Source organism: Mesorhizobium sp. L2C066B000 (assembly GCF_000502335.1).
Taxonomy (GTDB): domain Bacteria; phylum Pseudomonadota; class Alphaproteobacteria; order Rhizobiales; family Rhizobiaceae; genus Mesorhizobium.
Genome location: NZ_AYWZ01000012.1, coordinates 133032 through 149620, shown reverse-complemented (window position 1 = coordinate 149620; position 16589 = coordinate 133032). Strand labels below are relative to the sequence as shown.

Below are 16589 nucleotides of genomic sequence, written 5' to 3'. Positions count from 1 at the left end.
TAATTGTGTCCTTTTTTGAGTTATATATTAAAGATTGATAGCGGGGCCTGAAGCTTCCCCTGTGCCGCCCTGTCAAGCATGTAATCCTATTTGACTTTGGGTTTGTCAACCGGATAATCGCCGTCCAAGCACGGGTTCAAACCATGAACAAAATCTGGCATGGTGGCTGCCATGCCGATCATCTCCCCGATTCTCCTCAATCCTCTCATCGACGGCCGCCAGTCCGAACGCGCCATGCTGGTGCGGCGTGGCGTGCAGCGGCTGCTGACGCAAATGGGCATGCATGTGCTGCCCGAACTGTCGCTGGCCACCGGGCGGCGCGCCGACCTTGTGGCGCTGACCCGGCAGGGCGGCATCTGGATCATCGAGATCAAATCCTCGATCGAGGATTTTCGCGTCGACCGCAAATGGCCGGATTATCGGCTGCACTCCGACCGCTTCTTCTTCGCCACCCATCCGGGCGTGCCCTCGGAGATCTTCCCGGAGGAATGCGGCTTCATCCTTTCCGACGGCTATGGCGCGGAGATCCTGCGCGATGCGCCGGAGCACCGGATGGCGGCGGCAACGCGCAAGGCGCTGATGCTGCGCATCGCGCGGGCGGGTGCGGCGCGGCTGCTGGCGGCGGAGCTGGCGGGTGTGGCGGTGCCGGCGCTGGCGGGGGAGAGCGAGTAGACGAAGCTCAAGTTCCTCGCCCACGAAGTGGGGAGAGGAACCCAAGAACACCTAGTCCACCTCTTCCTCCGCCCCCGCAGTTGGCGCCACCAACAGCACGGTTGCCCCCAGCAGCGCTGCAACGAACGAGCCCGCCAGGATGCCGACCTTGACGGCGTCCTGCAGCGCCATGTCGTTGGCGAAGGCGAGCAGGCCGATGAACAGGCTCATGGTGAAGCCGATGCCGCAGAGCAGCGAAATGCCGATCATGTGCAGCCAGCCGGCATTGACCGGCAGGTCGGCGAAGCCGAGCCGGATGGCAAGCGCGGACGAGCCGAAGACGCCGACCAGCTTCCCCAGCACCAGGCCAGCGGCAACGCCGAGCGTCAGCGGCTCGACCAGGGCAGAGGCGCTGAGGCCGGCCAGCGACACGCCGGCATTGGCAAAGCCGAAGATCGGGATGACGAAGAAGGGCACGATCTTGTGCAGGCCGTGTTCAAGCCGGTGCAACGGCGAATGGTCGAGATCGTGGCCGCTGCCGTCAGAGATTTTCAGCGGAATGGTGAGCGCCAGCGCGACGCCGGCCAGCGTGGCATGCACGCCCGATTTCAGCACCAGCACCCACAGCACGGCGCCCAGAACGAGATAGGGCGTCAGCGTCGTCACCCGCATGCGGTTGAGCACGATGAGCACCGCGATGACGGCGAAGGCCGCACCGAGATAGGCCAACGACAGGGCGCTTGTGTAGAAGATGGCGATGATGATGACGGCGCCGAGATCGTCGATGATGGCGAGCGCGGTAAGGAAGATTTTCAGCGAGGCCGGCACGCGGCTGCCGAGCAGCGACAGCACGCCGAGCGCAAAGGCGATGTCGGTGGCGGTCGGGATCGCCCAGCCGGAGAGCGCGGCGGCGTTGTTGCGGTTGATGGCGACATAGACCAGTGCGGGAACCAGCATGCCGCCGGCGGCGGCGACGCCTGGCAGCACGCGGCGCGGCCAGGTCGAGAGCTGGCCGTCGAGCATCTCGCGCTTGATCTCGAGGCCGACCAGCAGGAAGAACACCGCCATCAGCCCATCGTTGATCCAGTGCGACACGCTGAGCGGGCCGAGATAGGCGTGGAGAGCGGCGAAATAGGTTTCGGCCAATGGTGAATTGGCGACGATCAGCGCAAGGGCTGCCGCAATCATCAGGATGATGCCCCCCGCCGCCTCGCCGTCGAGGAATTCGCGAAGGATGGATTTCGGCTGCTTGTCGCGCATCTGTGCTCCGTTGCCGGGTTTTCCGGCGGCGTTATTGCCGATGATGGGCAAAGGTCGATGGCACGGCAAGCGCAACTGTTTCCAGCGTTGGCGCCGCCCCAACCAATCCGCTTGGCGCTGCGGCGGACGCATAGGGGGAGAGAAGTGTCACCTATGTATCCGGTTCAAAGTGTNCCAACCAATCCGCTTGGCGCTGCGGCGGACGCATAGGGGGAGAGAAGTGTCACCTATGTATCCGGTTCAAAGTGTTACCCATCTATCGGCTGGACAGCAGCTTCAGCCTCGCCGTCGTCTCCTGCAACGCCGGCGATTGGCGAAGCCGGCGATGAGAGCGCCCCTCTCCCCCGTCTCTATACGGGGAGAGGACGCCGGCAGGCAGGTGAGGGGCAGCGCTGAGGTCGGCAATTGGCGGCCGGCGCCGCCGGCGCGTGAACCTCAGCGTGGTGCGCGCTTGGCGAGTATCCGCTGCAGCGTGCGGCGATGCATGTTGAGCCGGCGCGCGGTTTCCGACACGTTGCGGTCGCACATTTCGTAGACGCGCTGGATGTGTTCCCAGCGCACCCGGTCAGCCGACATCGGGTTTTCCGGGGGGGCGGCGCGTTCGCCGGCGGTGCGGGTGAGCGCTGCAAACACGTCGTCGGCGTCAGCCGGCTTCGACAGATAGTCGATGGCGCCGAGCTTCACCGCGGTCACCGCGGTGGCGATGTTGCCGTAGCCGGTGAGGATGACGGTGCGGGCATCGTCGCGCTTCTCGCGGATGGCGGCGACGACGTCGAGGCCGTTGCCGTCGCCGAGCCGCATGTCGACCACCGCATAGGCCGGCGGATGGGCGCGCGCCTTGGCCACCGCCTCCTCGACGCTCTCGGCCGTCTCGACCACGAAACCCCTGGTTTCCATGGCGCGGGCCAGCCGCGTCAGGAACGGCTTGTCGTCGTCAACGATGAGCAGCGAGGTGTCCTCGCCTTCGACCATTGCGCCAATTGCTTCTTCGCCAGTCATTATCTTAAAAAATCCTGCTGCCTTAATTTTACGCAGATATAGTTCCTGAACGCCATTGTCCAATTTTGCCGCCTCCGCCAAGGCTTTTACGCGGTGTCGAACATCGAGATCCCCACCGATTCCGGGTTAAGGAAGACGGTGCGGGGCCACGATATCTGCACGATGGCGCCCTCGCCCAGCCCGCTCGAATTGCGGAAATCGAGCGTGGCGCCGGAGCGTTCGAGCAAGGTCTTGGCGATGAACAGCCCGAGGCCCAGGCCACCGCCGGCTTCGTTGCCCTGGCGCGTCGACATATAGGGCTCGCCGATGCGGTCGATGATTTCGGGGGGAAAGCCCGGCCCGTCATCGATGATCGAGAAGGTGACGTCGAGTTCGTCCCAACTCCATCGCACCGTTACACTGTTGCGGGCGAAGTCGACCGCGTTCTCGACGAGATTGCCGAGGCCGTAGATGACGCCGGGGTTGCGCCGTCCTACCGGTTCGGGGCCGACGCGCTCGCCCGGCCGAAGCTTGATCGAGATGCCGAAATCGCGGTGCGGCGCCGTCACCTCCTCGACCAGCGAAGTCAGCGGCAGACGCGACAGATGCGCCTCACCCTCGGAGGACAGGCTGGTCAGCCGCTTCAGGATCTCGCGGCAGCGCTCGCTCTGCGACCGCAGAAGTTTGACGTCCTCACCGTATTTTGGGTCGTCGCCAAGTGCCTTTTCCATCTCCTTGGAGACAAGGGCGATGGTGGCGAGCGGCGTGCCGAGTTCGTGCGCGGCGGCGGCGGCAAGCCCATCCAGAGCCGACAGATGCTGCTCGCGCTGCAACACCAGTTCGGTGGCGGCAAGCGCATTGGCGAGCAGGCGGGCTTCCTCGGCAACGCGGAAGGCATAGATGGCAGTGAAGGCGATCGAGGAAAACACCGCCATCCATATGCCGGCGACATAGATGAATGGCATGGGCAGCGGCGCGCCCTCGTACCATGGCAGCGGCTGGTGGAAGAAGACCAGCAACGTGGCCGCCGCCATGACCAGCGCGCCGAGCACCGCAGTCAGCCGCAGCGGCAGCGACGCCGCCGAGATGACGACGGGCACGGTCATCAGCACCGAGAACGGGTTGGTGAGGCCGCCAGTCAAAAAGAGCAGGCCGGCAAGCTGCAGGCTGTCGAAGGTCAGGATGAAAAAGGCTGAGAACGGGGTCAGCCGGTGCGCTGCCGGATAGCGGAAGGTCAGCACCAGGTTAAGCCAGGCCGAGCAGGCGACCAGCGCGAAGCAGAGGCTGACCGGCAGCGGGAATTTGAGCCCATAGGCGACGACCAGCACCGCCAGGCTCTGGCCGACGATGGCCAGCCAGCGCAGCCGGATCAGCGTGTTGAGGCGCAGCCGCTGGCTTTGCTGGAAGTCTGGCGCGTGCACGATGTTGATCATGGCCAAGGATTATAGCCGGGAAAGGACGAGCGCTAGGTCCCTCGCGGTTTGGCGCGGGCGGTGGCCGCAGCGAGCAGCGGATTTTCCGGCCAGACATGGCGGGGATAGCGGCCGCGCATGTCGGTGCGCACATCGGCCCAGGAGCCGCGCCAGAAGCCGGGCAGGTCGCGCGTCGTCTGGATCGGCCGGTGCGCCGGCGACAACAGCTCGAGCGTCAGCGGCACGGTGCCGTTGGCGATTGCCGGATGGCGGTCAAGGCCGAACAGTTCCTGCACGCGGATGGCCAGCACCGGCCATTCGCCGTCATAGCGGATCGGCACATGGCTGCCGGAGGGCGCGTCGAAATGGGTCGGCGCCAGTGTGCCGACCTTGCGTTGCAATTCGTGCGGCACCAGCGCCATCAGGCCTGACGACAGCACGCCGGGATCGATCGCGGCGAAGGATGCCTTGCCCGAAAGGAACGGCAGCAGCCAGTCGTCGAGGCCTTCGAGCAGGGCGGGTTCCGAAACATCGGGCCAAGGCGCGCCGAGGCCGCGATGCAGCCAGCCGAGCCGTTGGCGCAGCGTCTCGCCGTCCTTGCCCCATTCCAGCAGCGACAGGCCGTGCTCGCGCAAGGCATCTGTTATGGCGCGGTCGGCGTCTGTTCCAGTTGGTGCGGGCAGCATGCGCTCCGACAAAGTGATGGCGCCGAGCCTGGCGGTCTCGCGCACGCGCGCCGCGCGCCGCTCGCGGTCGAAGCTTGTCTCGCGGCGCGTCTCGATGCTGTCGGAGAGTGCGGCGCGGATGTCGGCCTCGTCGACGGCTGCCGCCGCCGTGATGCGGGCATTTTGCGCCTTGCCTTGCAGATCGGCGACGACCAGCCAGGTCTCGCCGGCCAGCGGATCGGCGGCGTCGACCATTGCACCGGAGCCGTTGGCGAGCACGAAACGGCCACGCTCGCCGCGCGCCCTGGCGACGCGGTCCGGCCAGGCGTGGATGAGCAAAAGACCGGCAGAAGCGGCTTCGCTGCTCTNGCACCGTTGGCGGCCTTTTCAGGGCAAATATTGGTGAAAGGAAGGCGCGCGGTGACTTTTCGGTGCGGAAGCGCATCAAGCGCCGTTCGAGGTCGGCGCCGTCGCCGCCGAGACCACGCTCGGTGAGCAGGACGGCTAGCATCGCAGCCTCGAGCGCGTGGCCGGTGCCTGCCGCCTCGGCGACCATGTGCGCCAGCCTTACCGGCAGCGCCAGCTTGCGCATCGCGCCGCCCTGCTCCGTCAGCCGTCCGGCCGCGTCGATGGCGTGCAGCGCCATGAGCAGCGCCCTCGCCTCGTTGAGCGCCGGGGCCGGCGGCGGGTCGAGGAAGGACAGGCTCGCCGGATCGGCGACGCCGAAGGCGGCGCAATCGAGCAGCAGGCCGGACAGGTCGGCTTCCAGAATCTCGGGCGGGGTGAACGCGGGAAGGGCCGCCGTCTGCTCGGCCCGCCAGAGGCGGATGGTGACGCCTGGCTGCGTGCGCCCGGCGCGGCCGGCGCGCTGGTCGGCGGCCGNGGCGCGGCCGGCGCGCTGGTCGGCGGACGCCCTGGAAACGCGCACCGTCTCCAGCCGGGTCAGGCCGCTTGCCGGCTCGTAGCGCGGCAGCCGCGACAGGCCGGAATCGATGACGACGCGCACGCCGTCGATGGTGATCGAGGTCTCGGCGATCGACGTCGCCAGCACCACCTTGCGGCGGCCCGGCAGCGCCGGTTTGATGGCTGCATCCTGCGCCCTGTTGTCGAGCTGGCCGTAGAGCGGCACGATGTCGGTGTCGGCGCCGAGGCGGCCCTGCAGCCGCTCGGCCGTGCGCTCGATCTCGCGCTGGCCGGGCAGGAAGGCGAGCACGCTGCCGCTCTCGCCGGCAAGAGCGGAGCGGATCGCCTTGGCCATGGCGTCTTCGATGGGAACGCCGGCTGGCCGCTCGTCGTATCTGACATCTACGGGGAACGCACGGCCTTGGCTTTCGATCACCGGGGCGCCGGACAGGAGTTTCGCGACGCGCGCGCCATCGAGCGTTGCCGACATCACCAGCAGCCGCAAATCCGGCCGCAGCGCGCCCTGCACGTCGAGCGCCAGCGCCAGGCCGAAATCGCCGTCGAGCGAGCGCTCGTGGAATTCGTCGAAAATCACCGCCGAGACGCCGGGCAGCTCGGGATCGTCTAGGATCATGCGCGCCAGGACGCCTTCGGTGACGACCAGGATTTTTGTCCGGGCCGATGTGCGGTTTTCCATGCGCATGGCATAGCCGACGGTGGCGCCAGGCTCTTCATCAAGCAATTCGGCCATGCGGCGGGCGGCGGCGCGGGCGGCGAGCCGGCGCGGTTCGAGCAGGACGATCTTGCCGGCGACCAGCCAGGGCGCATCGAGCAGCGCCAGCGGCACCAGCGTCGTCTTGCCGGCGCCGGGCGGCGCCACCAGAACGGCGCTGTTGCCGGAGCCGAGCGCCTGGCTCAGGGCCGGCAGCACGGCGGATACCGGAAGCTCCGGCAAGGATCTCGTCGTCATTGCGTCCGCATATCAGCGGTCACCACAACCGTGCAACGGCTCAAAGCCTTGTGCGTGAAAACGGGTTCCAGCGCACCGTGCCCAGCCGCACCTCCTCGCGCACCATGGTGAGCAGGCCGGACGCGCCGACGACGGCCAAGCCGACCAGCGATATCCAGTCCGGATACTCCTGGAAGAACAGCGCGCCAAGGATCACCGCCCAGACGATCTGCGAATAATGCGTCGGCGCGATGCGGTTGGCCGGTGCGTATTTGGCGGCCAGCAGCTGCAGCAATTGGCCGCCGGCGGTAAAGGCGCCGCCCAGCACCAGCCACAGCAGCTGCATGGCGTTGGGGAGGGTGAACGATGTGGCGATGGTGCCGGCCCCGTTGAACAGCAGCCCGTAACCGATGAGCACGCCGAGCATGGTGGTGCGCTTTTCCTGCTGGGCGAGCGACCGCATCAGGATGACGCTGGCCGCGGCGAGGAAGGCCACCGTGAAGGCGGCAAGGTGTCCGAGATGCAACTCGCGAAAACCTGGCCGCACCACCAGCATGACACCTGCAAAGCCGGCAACCACCGCCAGCCAGCGCCATGGACCGACCTTTTCTTTCAGGATGACGGTCGAGAGAATGGTAACGCAAAGCGGCGCCAGGAAGATCAGTGCATAGGTCTCGGCCAGCGGAATGGTGGTGAAGGCGTAGACGCTGAGCACGCCCGAGGCGATGCCGGCCCAGGCGCGGGCCTGCACCGCCCATGGCCGCCCGGTGCGCCAGAAGTCGCGCCAGCGCTCACCGACTGGGCGGCTGAAAAACAGGAAGCAGCCGGCAAACAGCGTGATGAAGAAGCCGATCTCGAAGACGGTGAACTGTCCGCCAAGGCTCTTGATAACGGCATCGCTGCACGAATAGCTTGCATAGGCGATGAGGGCGAGCAGGATTCCGTTCGTCACGTTTTTCCATTTCCGGGGAGAGTGCAGTGAAGGTATTGGCGCTCGGCGCGCATCCCGACGACATCGAGATATTCATGTTCGGTACGCTGGCTGCCTATGCCACGCAAGGCGCAGAACTGACTTTTGCCGTGGCCACGGATGGCGCCAGGGGCGGCATGGGCGACCCGAGCGTTTTGGCTCGTGTCCGCCGCGACGAGGCGGCGGCCGCTGCGGCGCTGCTCGGCGCAACCCTTCGCTTTCTCGACTTTCCCGACGGCGAACTGGTGGCTGATGCGGCACTGATCGCTTCGCTGAAAGCGCTGATACGCGAGACCGCGGCGGATCTGGTGATCACGCATGCCCCCAACGACTATCACGCCGACCATCGTGCTTTGTCGGACAGCGTGCGCATCGCGGCCTCGTTCGGCGTCCCCGTGCTGCATGCCGACACGATGGGCGGCACCGGCTTTGCGCCGACGCATTACGTCGACATTTCCGCCTACGGCGATATCAAGACGCAGGCGATCCGAGCGCACCAGTCGCAGTGGCCGGAGCAATATGTCGACAGAGCGCGCGTCCAGAATGAGTTTCGCGCCGGGCAATGCAACAGCGTTCCCGGCTCCCTGGCCGAGGCCTTCCGATTCGAGCCGACATTTCCCTTCGCCGACATCCGCGCGCTGCTGCCGCCCGCGCCCCCTGTTCGGCCGGTGACGCCGCAGACGAAAATTATAGGCGACCCCGGCTAAGCAACTTCCGGGCGAGCCGTCCGGCAATCATTTCCCAACGATTTCAATCGCCGTTTCGCCATGTTGCGGCGCAGCGACGAATTCGCTTGCCTTGTTTAGTAAAAATTGCATCACTAAACAAATTACTAAACATCTGCGGCGCACCGCGCCGCCCTGGCGACGCATAGCGCGCCGTGTTTAGCCCCTCGGAGGAGCGAGGGTTGGGGGGTTCTTGAAACGGCCATCCGGGCGCGTTTCGCAAATGGGAGGAAGGCATGAAATCGAGCTTGAAACTGGCGTTGGGGCTGGCCTCGGCGATTACCGCGTCGACAGCCGTCTCGAACGCGGCGCACGCTGAAGACCTGACGCTTTGCTGGGCCGCCTGGGATCCGGCAAACGCGCTGGTCGAACTGTCCAAGGATTTTACCAAGGAAACCGGCATCGGCATGAAATTCGAATTCGTGCCGTGGACCAACTATGCCGACCGCTTCCTCAACGAGCTCAACTCGCACGGCAAACTTTGCGACCTGATCATCGGCGACAGCCAGTGGATCGGCGGCTCGGCCGAGAACGGCCACTACGTCAAGCTGAACGACTTCTTCGACAAGGAGAAGATCAGCATGGACGACTTCGTGCCGGCAACCGTCGTCGGCTATTCCGAATGGCCGAAGAACACGCCGAACTACTGGGCGCTGCCGGCCATGGGCGACGTCGTCGGCTGGACCTACCGCAAGGACTGGTTCTCCAAGCCGGAACTGCAGAAGGAATTCAAGGAAAAGTATGGTTGGGACCTCGGCCCACCGACCACCTTCGACCAGCTGAAGCAGGTCGCCGAGTTCTTCCAGAAGCGCGAGATCGACGGCAAGACCGTCTATGGCGCTTCGATCTACACCGAGCGTGGCTCGGAAGGCATCACCATGGGCGCCATGGACGTGCTCTACAGCTACGGCTTCCAGTATGAAAACCCCAAGAAGCCCTACGAGATGGAAGGCTTCGTCAATTCGCCAGACGCGGTCAAAGGCCTGGAGTTCTACAAGTCGCTCTACGATTGCTGCACGCCTCCGGGTGCCTCGAACAGCTATATGGGCGAAGGCGTCGACGCTTTCAAATCCGGTCAGGTGGCCATGCACATGAACTTCGCCTTCACCTGGCCCGGCCTGCAGAAGGACGAGAATGTCGGCGGCGACAAGATCGGCTACTTCGTCAATCCGAAGGGTCCCGGTGGCGCCCAGTTTGCGCAGCTTGGCGGCCAGGGCATTTCGGTCGTGTCCTATTCAGACAAGCAGGAATCGGCGCTGAAATACANGATCGGCTACTTCGTCAATCCGAAGGGTCCCGGTGGCGCCCAGTTTGCGCAGCTTGGCGGCCAGGGCATTTCGGTGGTGTCCTATTCAGACAAGCAGGAATCGGCGCTGAAATACATCAAGTGGTTCGCCAACAAGGATGTGCAGGCCAAATGGTGGTCGCTCGGCGGCTATTCCTGCCTGAACGCGGTGGTCAAGGACCCGGCCTTCCCGTCCAGCCAGCCTTATGCGCAGACCTTCCTCGACTCGATGGCGATCGTGAAGGACTTCTGGGCCGAGCCGAGCTACGCACCGCTGCTGCAGGCGTCGCAGAAGCGCTTCCACGACTATGTCGTTGCCGGCCAGGGTTCGGCCAAGGACGCGCTTGACGGCCTGGTCAAGGACTGGACGCAAGTGTTCCAGGACGACGGCAAGATGTAACCGGACCAACGGCTCCTCCCGAGCCTGACCCCAGAGGCGGATGATTTTCAGGCCGAATCGACCAGAAATCATCCGCCTCAGGGCTAAAAAGAGAGAGAGCATGATGTCGTCCGAAAACCGCTTCACACTTTTCGGCATCATGCTCTTGGTCCCGTGCTGCCCTTGGCACGGGACGCAGTTCAGATAAATTCCAGTGTCGAGACTTGACGTGACCGAAGCAGGACTCACCATGCTCAATCGGACTGCGGAGAACGTTGCCCGGGCGACCCCGGAGCCGTTGGCCCGCAAGGTCCGGGGGATCAGCGACAAGGGCCTCGCCTGGCTGTTCATCTCGCCGACGATCCTGTTGCTCTTGGCCATCAACATCTTCCCGCTGTTCTGGGCGATCTACCTGTCCTTCACCAACTTCCGGGCGAACCGCCCGAACGAGGTGGTGAAGAACCTCGGCTTCGCCAATTACCAGCGCATCCTCGGCGACCAGGACATCTGGATCGCCATGCAGACGACGGCGCATTTCGTGTTCTGGACGATCTTGCTGCAGACGCTGATCGGTTTCACGCTGGCATGGCTGATCGACAGGAAGTTTCGCGGCCACGCCTTCTGGACGACCATCATCCTGGTGCCGATGATGCTGTCGCCGGCGGTGGTCGGCAATTTCTGGCGTTTCCTCTACGAGCCGCAGATCGGCCTGTTCGCCTACGCCATCTCGTTCGTCACCCGGATACCACCGACCGACATCCAGATGCTGTCCAACGTGTCGCTGGCGCCGTGGTCGATCATCATCGTCGACACCTGGATGTGGACGCCCTATGTCATGCTGATCTGTCTCGCCGGCCTGCGCTCGATCCCCGAATACATCTATGAGGCGGCCGAGGTCGACCGCGCATCCAACTGGCGGCAGTTCTGGTCGATCACGCTGCCGATGGCGCTGCCCTTCATCATGCTGGCGGTGCTGTTTCGCGGCATCGAGAACTTCAAGATGTTCGACATGGTCAACCTGCTGACCGGTGGCGGGCCGGGCTCGACCACCGAGGTCGCTTCCATCACGCTGAAACGGCAAGCGTTCGAGAGCTGGCGCACCGGATATTCCTCGGCCTTCGCCATCATCCTGTTCGTCGCGGTGTTTGGGCTGGCCAACATCTACGTCAAGGCGCTGAACAAGGTGAAGCAGAGATGAGCCTGACCACCGCCCACTCCGTCGTCGCCCCCTCGGCCAATTCGAAGCGGATCGCCGGCACGATCATCGTGCTCTACGCGCTGATCTCGATCGTGCCGCTGCTGTGGATCTTCGCCACCAGCTTCAAGACGCCGCCGGATTCGATCGCCTATCCGCCCAAGATTCTGTTCCAGCCGAGCATCGAGGGCTATTGCAACCTGTTCACGACGCGCACCAGGCAAACGCCCGAGTACATCAACTCGCTCGGACCCGCGACCGGTTTCTGCGACGAGACCTCGCGCAAGCGCAACATGGTGATTGCCGGCCCGTCCAATTTCCTGCCGCGCTTCGTCAATTCGCTGATAATCGCCTTCGGCTCGACCTTCTGCGCGGTCTTCCTCGGCACGCTGTCTGCCTATGGTTTCTCGCGCTTCAAGGTGCCGCTGGCCGATGACCTTCTGTTCTTCATCCTGTCGACGCGCTTCATGCCGCCGATCGCGGTCGCGATTCCCATCTACCTGATGTACCGCGAGCTCGGCCTGTCCGACACCGCGCTGGGCATGATCCTGCTCTACACGGCGGTAAACGTGTCGCTGGCGGTGTGGCTGCTGAAAGGCTTCATCGACGAGATCCCGCGCGAGTATGAGGAAGCGGCGATGATCGACGGCTATACCAGGCTGCAGGCCTTCTGGCGCACCGTGCTGCCGCAAGCCACCACCGGCATCGCCGCGACCGCCATCTTCTGCCTGATCTTCGCCTGGAACGAATATGCCTTCGCGGCACTGCTCACCTCCGGCACGGCGCAAACCGCACCGCCCTTCATCCCGACTATCATCGGCGAAGGCGGCCAGGACTGGCCGGCGGTGGCGGCGGGCACGACGATCTTCCTGGTGCCGATCCTGGTCTTCACCATCCTGCTACGCAAGCAGTTGCTGCGCGGCATCACTTTCGGCGCGGTTCGCAAATGAGTGGTGTGCCAGGTCGACCCCCACTCCGTCGAGCTTCGCTCGACACCTCTCCCCCCATCGACGGGGTAGAGGAAGGACGCGCACTTCATTCAGGCAGGCTGCCTTCCTCTCCCTCCGGAGGGGGGAGAGGTGACGCTGCGAAGCAGCGACGGAGTGGGGGAACCACCTGGCAACCGTCTCGCCCCGTTGCCGGGCAGAAGGAAGGCAGCTACGCATGACGCGCCCAGCCATCTCCAAAAAGTCATCCTGGCCTCGCTGGGCCCGGCGCGGCCTCATGGAAAACATTGCGACGGCGCTCATCGCCGTCGGCTTCCTGATGCTGTTCCAGCCTTTCGCGCTCGCGCTCTACACCTACTCCTTCATCACCATGCTCGCCGGCACAGTGATGTTCATCATCGTCTCGAAATTCCCGGAATAATCATGGCCGAAATCCGCGTCCAACATTTGAGAAAGGCCTTCGGCGATTTCGTCGCCGTGCAGGATTCCAGCTTCATCGTCGAGGATGGCGAGTTCTTCGTCATGCTTGGCCCGTCGGGCTGCGGCAAGACGACGACGCTGCGCATGATCGCCGGGCTGGAACTGCCGACGGGCGGCCAGATCCTGCTCGGCGGCGAGGATGTCACCATGCGCCGGGCGCGCGAACGCGACATCGCCTTCGTCTTCCAGCTTTTCGCGCTCTATCCGCATATGAATGTGCGCAAGAACATCGGCTTCCCGCTTCTCGCGCAAGGCATGCCGTCGGCCGAGATTCGAAGCCGTGTCGAGGAAACGGCGAAGCTGCTGCGCATCGACCACCTGCTCAACAAATCGGTCTCAGGGCTTGCCGGCGGCGACCGCCAGCGGGTCGCGCTCGGCCGCGCCATCGTGCGACGGCCAAAGTGTTTTCTGATGGACGAGCCGCTCGGCACGCTCGACACCGAATTCCGCGATCTGATGGTGCATGAGCTGCGCGAGCTGCACAACCGCATCCACGCCACCACCGTCTATGTCACGCACGACCAGATGGAAGCGATGTCGATGGCCGACAAGATCGCCGTCATGAACCATGGCGTCATCGAACAGTTCGGCAGCCCGCGCGAAATCTACGACCGCCCGGCAACCATGTTCGTCGCCGACTTCATCGGCTCGCCGCCGATGAATTTCCTGGGCTTCGGTGGCGGGCTGGCGAAGGGGGCGAAGGAAATCGTCGTCCAGGGCGCCAAGGTGGCGGTGCCGGAAGTGCGCGAGGAAATTGCGCCCGCCGACATGGCGCTCGGCATCCGTCCCGAGCACATCCGTTTCGACGATGCGTCGAAACTGCGCGGCGCCATCTACGGCACCGAATATCTCGGCACGACGCAGATCGTGGCGGTGGAGACGGCGGACGGCATCATCAAGGCGCGGGTGCCGGCCGAAATCCGGCTCGCTGCCGGCGATCATGTCGGGCTGACGTTGAACAGCGCGCGGCTGTCGCTGTTCGACAAGGGCTCGGGTCGGGCGGTGCGCACCGCGATCCACGATACCGCCTCTCAAGGGAGAGCGCAGCATGGCTGACGTGCACATCAAGGGCGTGACCAAAAGCTTCGGCGATCATGTCGCCGTCAATGGCCTCGACCTCAACATCGCCGATGGCGAATTCGTCGTGCTGCTCGGCCCGACCGGCGCCGGCAAGACGACGACGCTGAGATTGATCGCCGGACTGGAGCGGCCGGATGGCGGCAGGATCGATATTGGCGGCCACGATGCGACGACGCTGTCGCCGGCCGAGCGCGACACCGCTTTCGTCTTCCAGCAATATTCGCTCTACCCGCATCTGTCAGTCTACGACAACCTCGCCTTCCCGCTGCGCTCGCCGGCGCGGAAAGTACCGGAGGACCAGATTCGCCGCCGCGTCGAAGAGGTGGCAAAGATGGTGCGCATCCACCACAAGCTCGCCAACCGCTCGACCAAGCTGTCGGGCGGCGAGATGCAGCGCGTCGCCATCGGCCGAGCGTTGGTGCGCAAACCGTCGATCTATCTGATGGACGAACCGCTGTCGTCGCTGGATGCCAAATTGCGCGCCGATCTCAGGCTCGAACTCAAGCGCATCCAGGCCGAACTCGGCGCCACCATGCTCTATGTCACGCACGACCAGATCGAGGCGATGACCATGGCCGATCGCATCGGCATCCTCAATGACGGCGTGCTGGTGCAGATCGGCACGCCGCGCACAATCTATTCGGAGCCGGCCAACCTTCATGTCGCGGCCCGCCTCGGCCAGCCGGCGATCAACCTGCTGCCGGCCGGGCTGCTGCCTGATGGTGGGGCGCCGACCGGAACCAAGACCATCGGCGCGCGCACCGAGCATCTGTCGATCGAGAAGACCGCAAGCGGCCATGCCGACGGCGTCGTCGACTGGGTCGAACATCTCGGGGACCAGAACCATCTGCATGTTACGGTCGGCCCGAAGAAACTGGTGACGCTCACCGACCCCGATACGGATCTGGCCGAGGGCGACAAAGTGGTGATCCGCTACCGCTCGCCACTTTATTTCGGCGCCGACGGACAAAGACTGATGTGAGGTTTTCGGTGTCTCGCCAAGGGCACGGCACCGGCTTCTGATTGACGAATACAGGACGAATTCGATGAAGCACTTTTTCAACCGCAGGGAAACGATCGTCACCGAGGCGCTGGACGGGCTGTTGCGGACTATCGGTTCCGGCGATCTCGCCCGCCTCGACGGCTATCCCGAGATCAAGGTCGTGCTGCGCGCCGACTGGGACAAGGCAAAGGTTGCCGTCGTCTCCGGCGGCGGTGCCGGGCACGAGCCGTCGCATGCCGGGTTTGTCGGCAAGGGCATGCTGACGGCGGCGGTCTCGGGCGAGATCTTTGCCTCGCCCAGCGTCGAGGCGGTGCTGGCCGCCATTCGCGCGGTGACCGGCCCGGCTGGCTGCCTGCTGATCGTCAAGAACTACACCGGCGACCGCCTCAATTTCGGCCTCGCGGCCGAGAAGGCGCGCGCCGAGGGGTTTCGCGTCGAGATGGCGATCGTCGCCGACGACATTGCCTTGCCCGATATCAACCAGCCGCGCGGCGTCGCCGGCACCTTGTTCGTGCACAAGATATCAGGCCATTTGTCGGAGACGGGAAGCGGTCTGACAGCGATCGCGACAGCGGCTCGCGCGGCGGCGAAGGACATCATCTCGCTCGGCATGTCGCTGTCGTCCTGCTCGATCCCCGGCCAGCCACATGAAGAGCGGTTCGGCGAAAATGACGGCGAACTCGGCCTCGGCATCCATGGCGAGCCGGGCGTCGAGCGCATCGCCGTGCAGAGCGCCGACAGACTTGTGGCGATCATGGCGGAGCGGCTGGCCGCGCGGCTCGACCCGAACGCCAGCCACGCGTTGCTCATCAACAATCTCGGCTCGGTGCCGCCGCTCGAAATGTCGCTGGTCGCCAATGCCGTGCTGGCCTCGCCGCTGGCCAAGACCGTGAAGCTTGCGATCGGCCCCGGACCGCTGATGACGGCGCTCAACATGAACGGTTTTTCGCTGTCGCTGATCAAGCTCGATGCGGCGCGCGAGGCAGGCTTGCTGGCGCCTGTCGGCCCACATGCCTGGATGCCGGCCAAAACCGTCGTCGCGCCGGCTATCGTGCCTATGGCGAAAGCGGCTGGAAACAGCGCAGCCCAAAGGGCCAGCCAGGATTCCGGCACCAGGCGTTTGATCATCACGGTCTGCGAACGGCTGATCGCGCTCGAAGAGACACTGAACGGGCTCGACGCCAAGGCGGGCGATGGCGATACCGGTTCGACGGTTGCGACCGGCGCGCGCAGCGTGCTGGAACGGCTCGATGCGCTGCCGCTGGCCGACCCTGCCGCCACACTTGCGGCTATAGGCGATAGTCTGGGCGTCGCAATGGGCGGCTCCTCAGGCGTCTTGCTGTCGATCTTCTTCACGGCGGCGGCTCAGGCTTCGAACGGCGGAGCAACCCTGTCCAAGGCGCTGCTTGCCGGGCTTGACCGGATGACCTTCTATGGCGGCGCCAGGGTCGGCGACCGCACCATGGTCGATGCCTTGGAGCCGGGGCTGAAGGCGCTCGATGCCAAGGGGCTGCATGCCGCGGCTACAGCGGCACGGCACGGCGCCGAGGCGACCGCGGCCATGGAGAAGGCGAAGGCCGGGCGCTCCGCCTATGTCGGCACCAAATTGCAGGGCGTAGTCGACCCTGGCGCCCATGCCGTGGCCGAAGTGTTCGCGGCCGCCGCCGCGCTGCATGCAGCGGCCTGACGGCATGCTTCGATTGTCGA

General features: G+C 64.8%; 13 protein-coding genes and 1 pseudogene. 9 read left to right on the top strand and 5 right to left on the bottom strand.

The features are described from left to right. Positions 1 to 171 precede the first annotated feature (171 nt). Positions 172 to 672: an MmcB family DNA repair protein gene (locus X733_RS143495; protein WP_023819518.1), complete on the top strand. Its 501-nt coding sequence runs from the start codon at positions 172 to 174 to the stop codon at positions 670 to 672. A gap of 51 nt (positions 673 to 723) precedes the next feature. Here the strand turns inward: X733_RS143495 and nhaA are convergent, their stop codons facing one another. The 5 genes and pseudogenes from nhaA to X733_RS143515 form a co-directional block, all read right to left on the bottom strand. After that, positions 724 to 1911, bottom strand: a complete 1188-nt coding sequence (gene nhaA / locus X733_RS143500; RefSeq protein ID WP_023819517.1) for a Na+/H+ antiporter NhaA — start codon at positions 1909 to 1911, stop codon at positions 724 to 726. Between the two features lie 435 nt (positions 1912 to 2346). Further along, positions 2347 to 2910, bottom strand: coding sequence for an ActR/PrrA/RegA family redox response regulator transcription factor (locus X733_RS143505; protein ID WP_023672848.1), 564 nt, complete (start codon positions 2908 to 2910; stop codon positions 2347 to 2349). Between the two features lie 86 nt (positions 2911 to 2996). Further along, on the bottom strand, positions 2997 to 4322 hold the full coding sequence (locus tag X733_RS143510; RefSeq protein WP_023692667.1) for an ActS/PrrB/RegB family redox-sensitive histidine kinase: 1326 nt from the start codon (positions 4320 to 4322) through the stop codon (positions 2997 to 2999). A 32-nt stretch (positions 4323 to 4354) separates the two neighbouring features. Then, positions 4355 to 6839: pseudogene (locus X733_RS01000000166485) on the bottom strand (ATP-dependent helicase C-terminal domain-containing protein). 40 nt (positions 6840 to 6879) lie between these two features. Further along, positions 6880 to 7770, bottom strand: coding sequence for a DMT family transporter (locus tag X733_RS143515; protein WP_023816341.1), 891 nt, complete (start codon positions 7768 to 7770; stop codon positions 6880 to 6882). Positions 7771 to 7796: 26 nt separating this feature from the next. Here X733_RS143515 and X733_RS143520 point away from each other — a divergent pair, with 26 nt between their 5' ends. From X733_RS143520 to X733_RS143555, 8 genes are all read left to right on the top strand, one after another. Beyond that, on the top strand, positions 7797 to 8495 hold the full coding sequence (locus tag X733_RS143520) for a PIG-L deacetylase family protein (protein ID WP_023816342.1): 699 nt from the start codon (positions 7797 to 7799) through the stop codon (positions 8493 to 8495). A 254-nt stretch (positions 8496 to 8749) separates the two neighbouring features. Further along, positions 8750 to 10198 carry an ABC transporter substrate-binding protein gene (locus tag X733_RS143525; RefSeq protein WP_023819516.1) on the top strand — a complete coding sequence of 483 codons (1449 nt, stop codon included), beginning with the start codon at positions 8750 to 8752 and terminating at the stop codon, positions 10196 to 10198. Between the two features lie 229 nt (positions 10199 to 10427). After that, positions 10428 to 11375, top strand: a complete 948-nt coding sequence (locus X733_RS143530; RefSeq protein WP_031198535.1) for a sugar ABC transporter permease — start codon at positions 10428 to 10430, stop codon at positions 11373 to 11375. Next, positions 11372 to 12322: a carbohydrate ABC transporter permease gene (locus X733_RS143535; protein ID WP_023711245.1), complete on the top strand. Its 951-nt coding sequence runs from the start codon at positions 11372 to 11374 to the stop codon at positions 12320 to 12322. The genes X733_RS143530 and X733_RS143535 overlap by 4 nt, the downstream gene beginning before the upstream one ends. Before the next feature lie 214 nt (positions 12323 to 12536). Beyond that, positions 12537 to 12740, top strand: a complete 204-nt coding sequence (locus tag X733_RS143540; RefSeq protein WP_023694181.1) for a hypothetical protein — start codon at positions 12537 to 12539, stop codon at positions 12738 to 12740. A 2-nt stretch (positions 12741 to 12742) separates the two neighbouring features. Continuing rightward, the gene (locus tag X733_RS143545) at positions 12743 to 13855 is read left to right on the top strand and encodes an ABC transporter ATP-binding protein (RefSeq protein WP_023816343.1); all 1113 of its coding nucleotides are present in this window, start codon (positions 12743 to 12745) and stop codon (positions 13853 to 13855) included. After that, positions 13848 to 14861 (top strand): ABC transporter ATP-binding protein, encoded by a 1014-nt coding sequence (locus X733_RS143550; protein ID WP_023816344.1) that lies wholly within the window; start codon positions 13848 to 13850, stop codon positions 14859 to 14861. The genes X733_RS143545 and X733_RS143550 overlap by 8 nt, the downstream gene beginning before the upstream one ends. Positions 14862 to 14925: 64 nt before the next feature. Beyond that, positions 14926 to 16569, top strand: coding sequence for a dihydroxyacetone kinase subunit DhaK (locus X733_RS143555; protein WP_023819515.1), 1644 nt, complete (start codon positions 14926 to 14928; stop codon positions 16567 to 16569). Positions 16570 to 16589: the final 20 nt, after the last annotated feature.

Coding starts and splice junctions, on each gene's coding strand:
- X733_RS143495 (WP_023819518.1), top strand. CDS start 172: ATGCCGATCATCTCCCCGATTCTCCTCAATCCTCTCATCGACGGCCGC.
- nhaA (WP_023819517.1), bottom strand. CDS start 1,911: ATGCGCGACAAGCAGCCGAAATCCATCCTTCGCGAATTCCTCGACGGC.
- X733_RS143505 (WP_023672848.1), bottom strand. CDS start 2,910: ATGACTGGCGAAGAAGCAATTGGCGCAATGGTCGAAGGCGAGGACACC.
- X733_RS143510 (WP_023692667.1), bottom strand. CDS start 4,322: ATGATCAACATCGTGCACGCGCCAGACTTCCAGCAAAGCCAGCGGCTG.
- X733_RS143530 (WP_031198535.1), top strand. CDS start 10,428: ATGCTCAATCGGACTGCGGAGAACGTTGCCCGGGCGACCCCGGAGCCG.
- X733_RS143535 (WP_023711245.1), top strand. CDS start 11,372: ATGAGCCTGACCACCGCCCACTCCGTCGTCGCCCCCTCGGCCAATTCG.
- X733_RS143540 (WP_023694181.1), top strand. CDS start 12,537: ATGACGCGCCCAGCCATCTCCAAAAAGTCATCCTGGCCTCGCTGGGCC.
- X733_RS143545 (WP_023816343.1), top strand. CDS start 12,743: ATGGCCGAAATCCGCGTCCAACATTTGAGAAAGGCCTTCGGCGATTTC.
- X733_RS143550 (WP_023816344.1), top strand. CDS start 13,848: ATGGCTGACGTGCACATCAAGGGCGTGACCAAAAGCTTCGGCGATCAT.
- X733_RS143555 (WP_023819515.1), top strand. CDS start 14,926: ATGAAGCACTTTTTCAACCGCAGGGAAACGATCGTCACCGAGGCGCTG.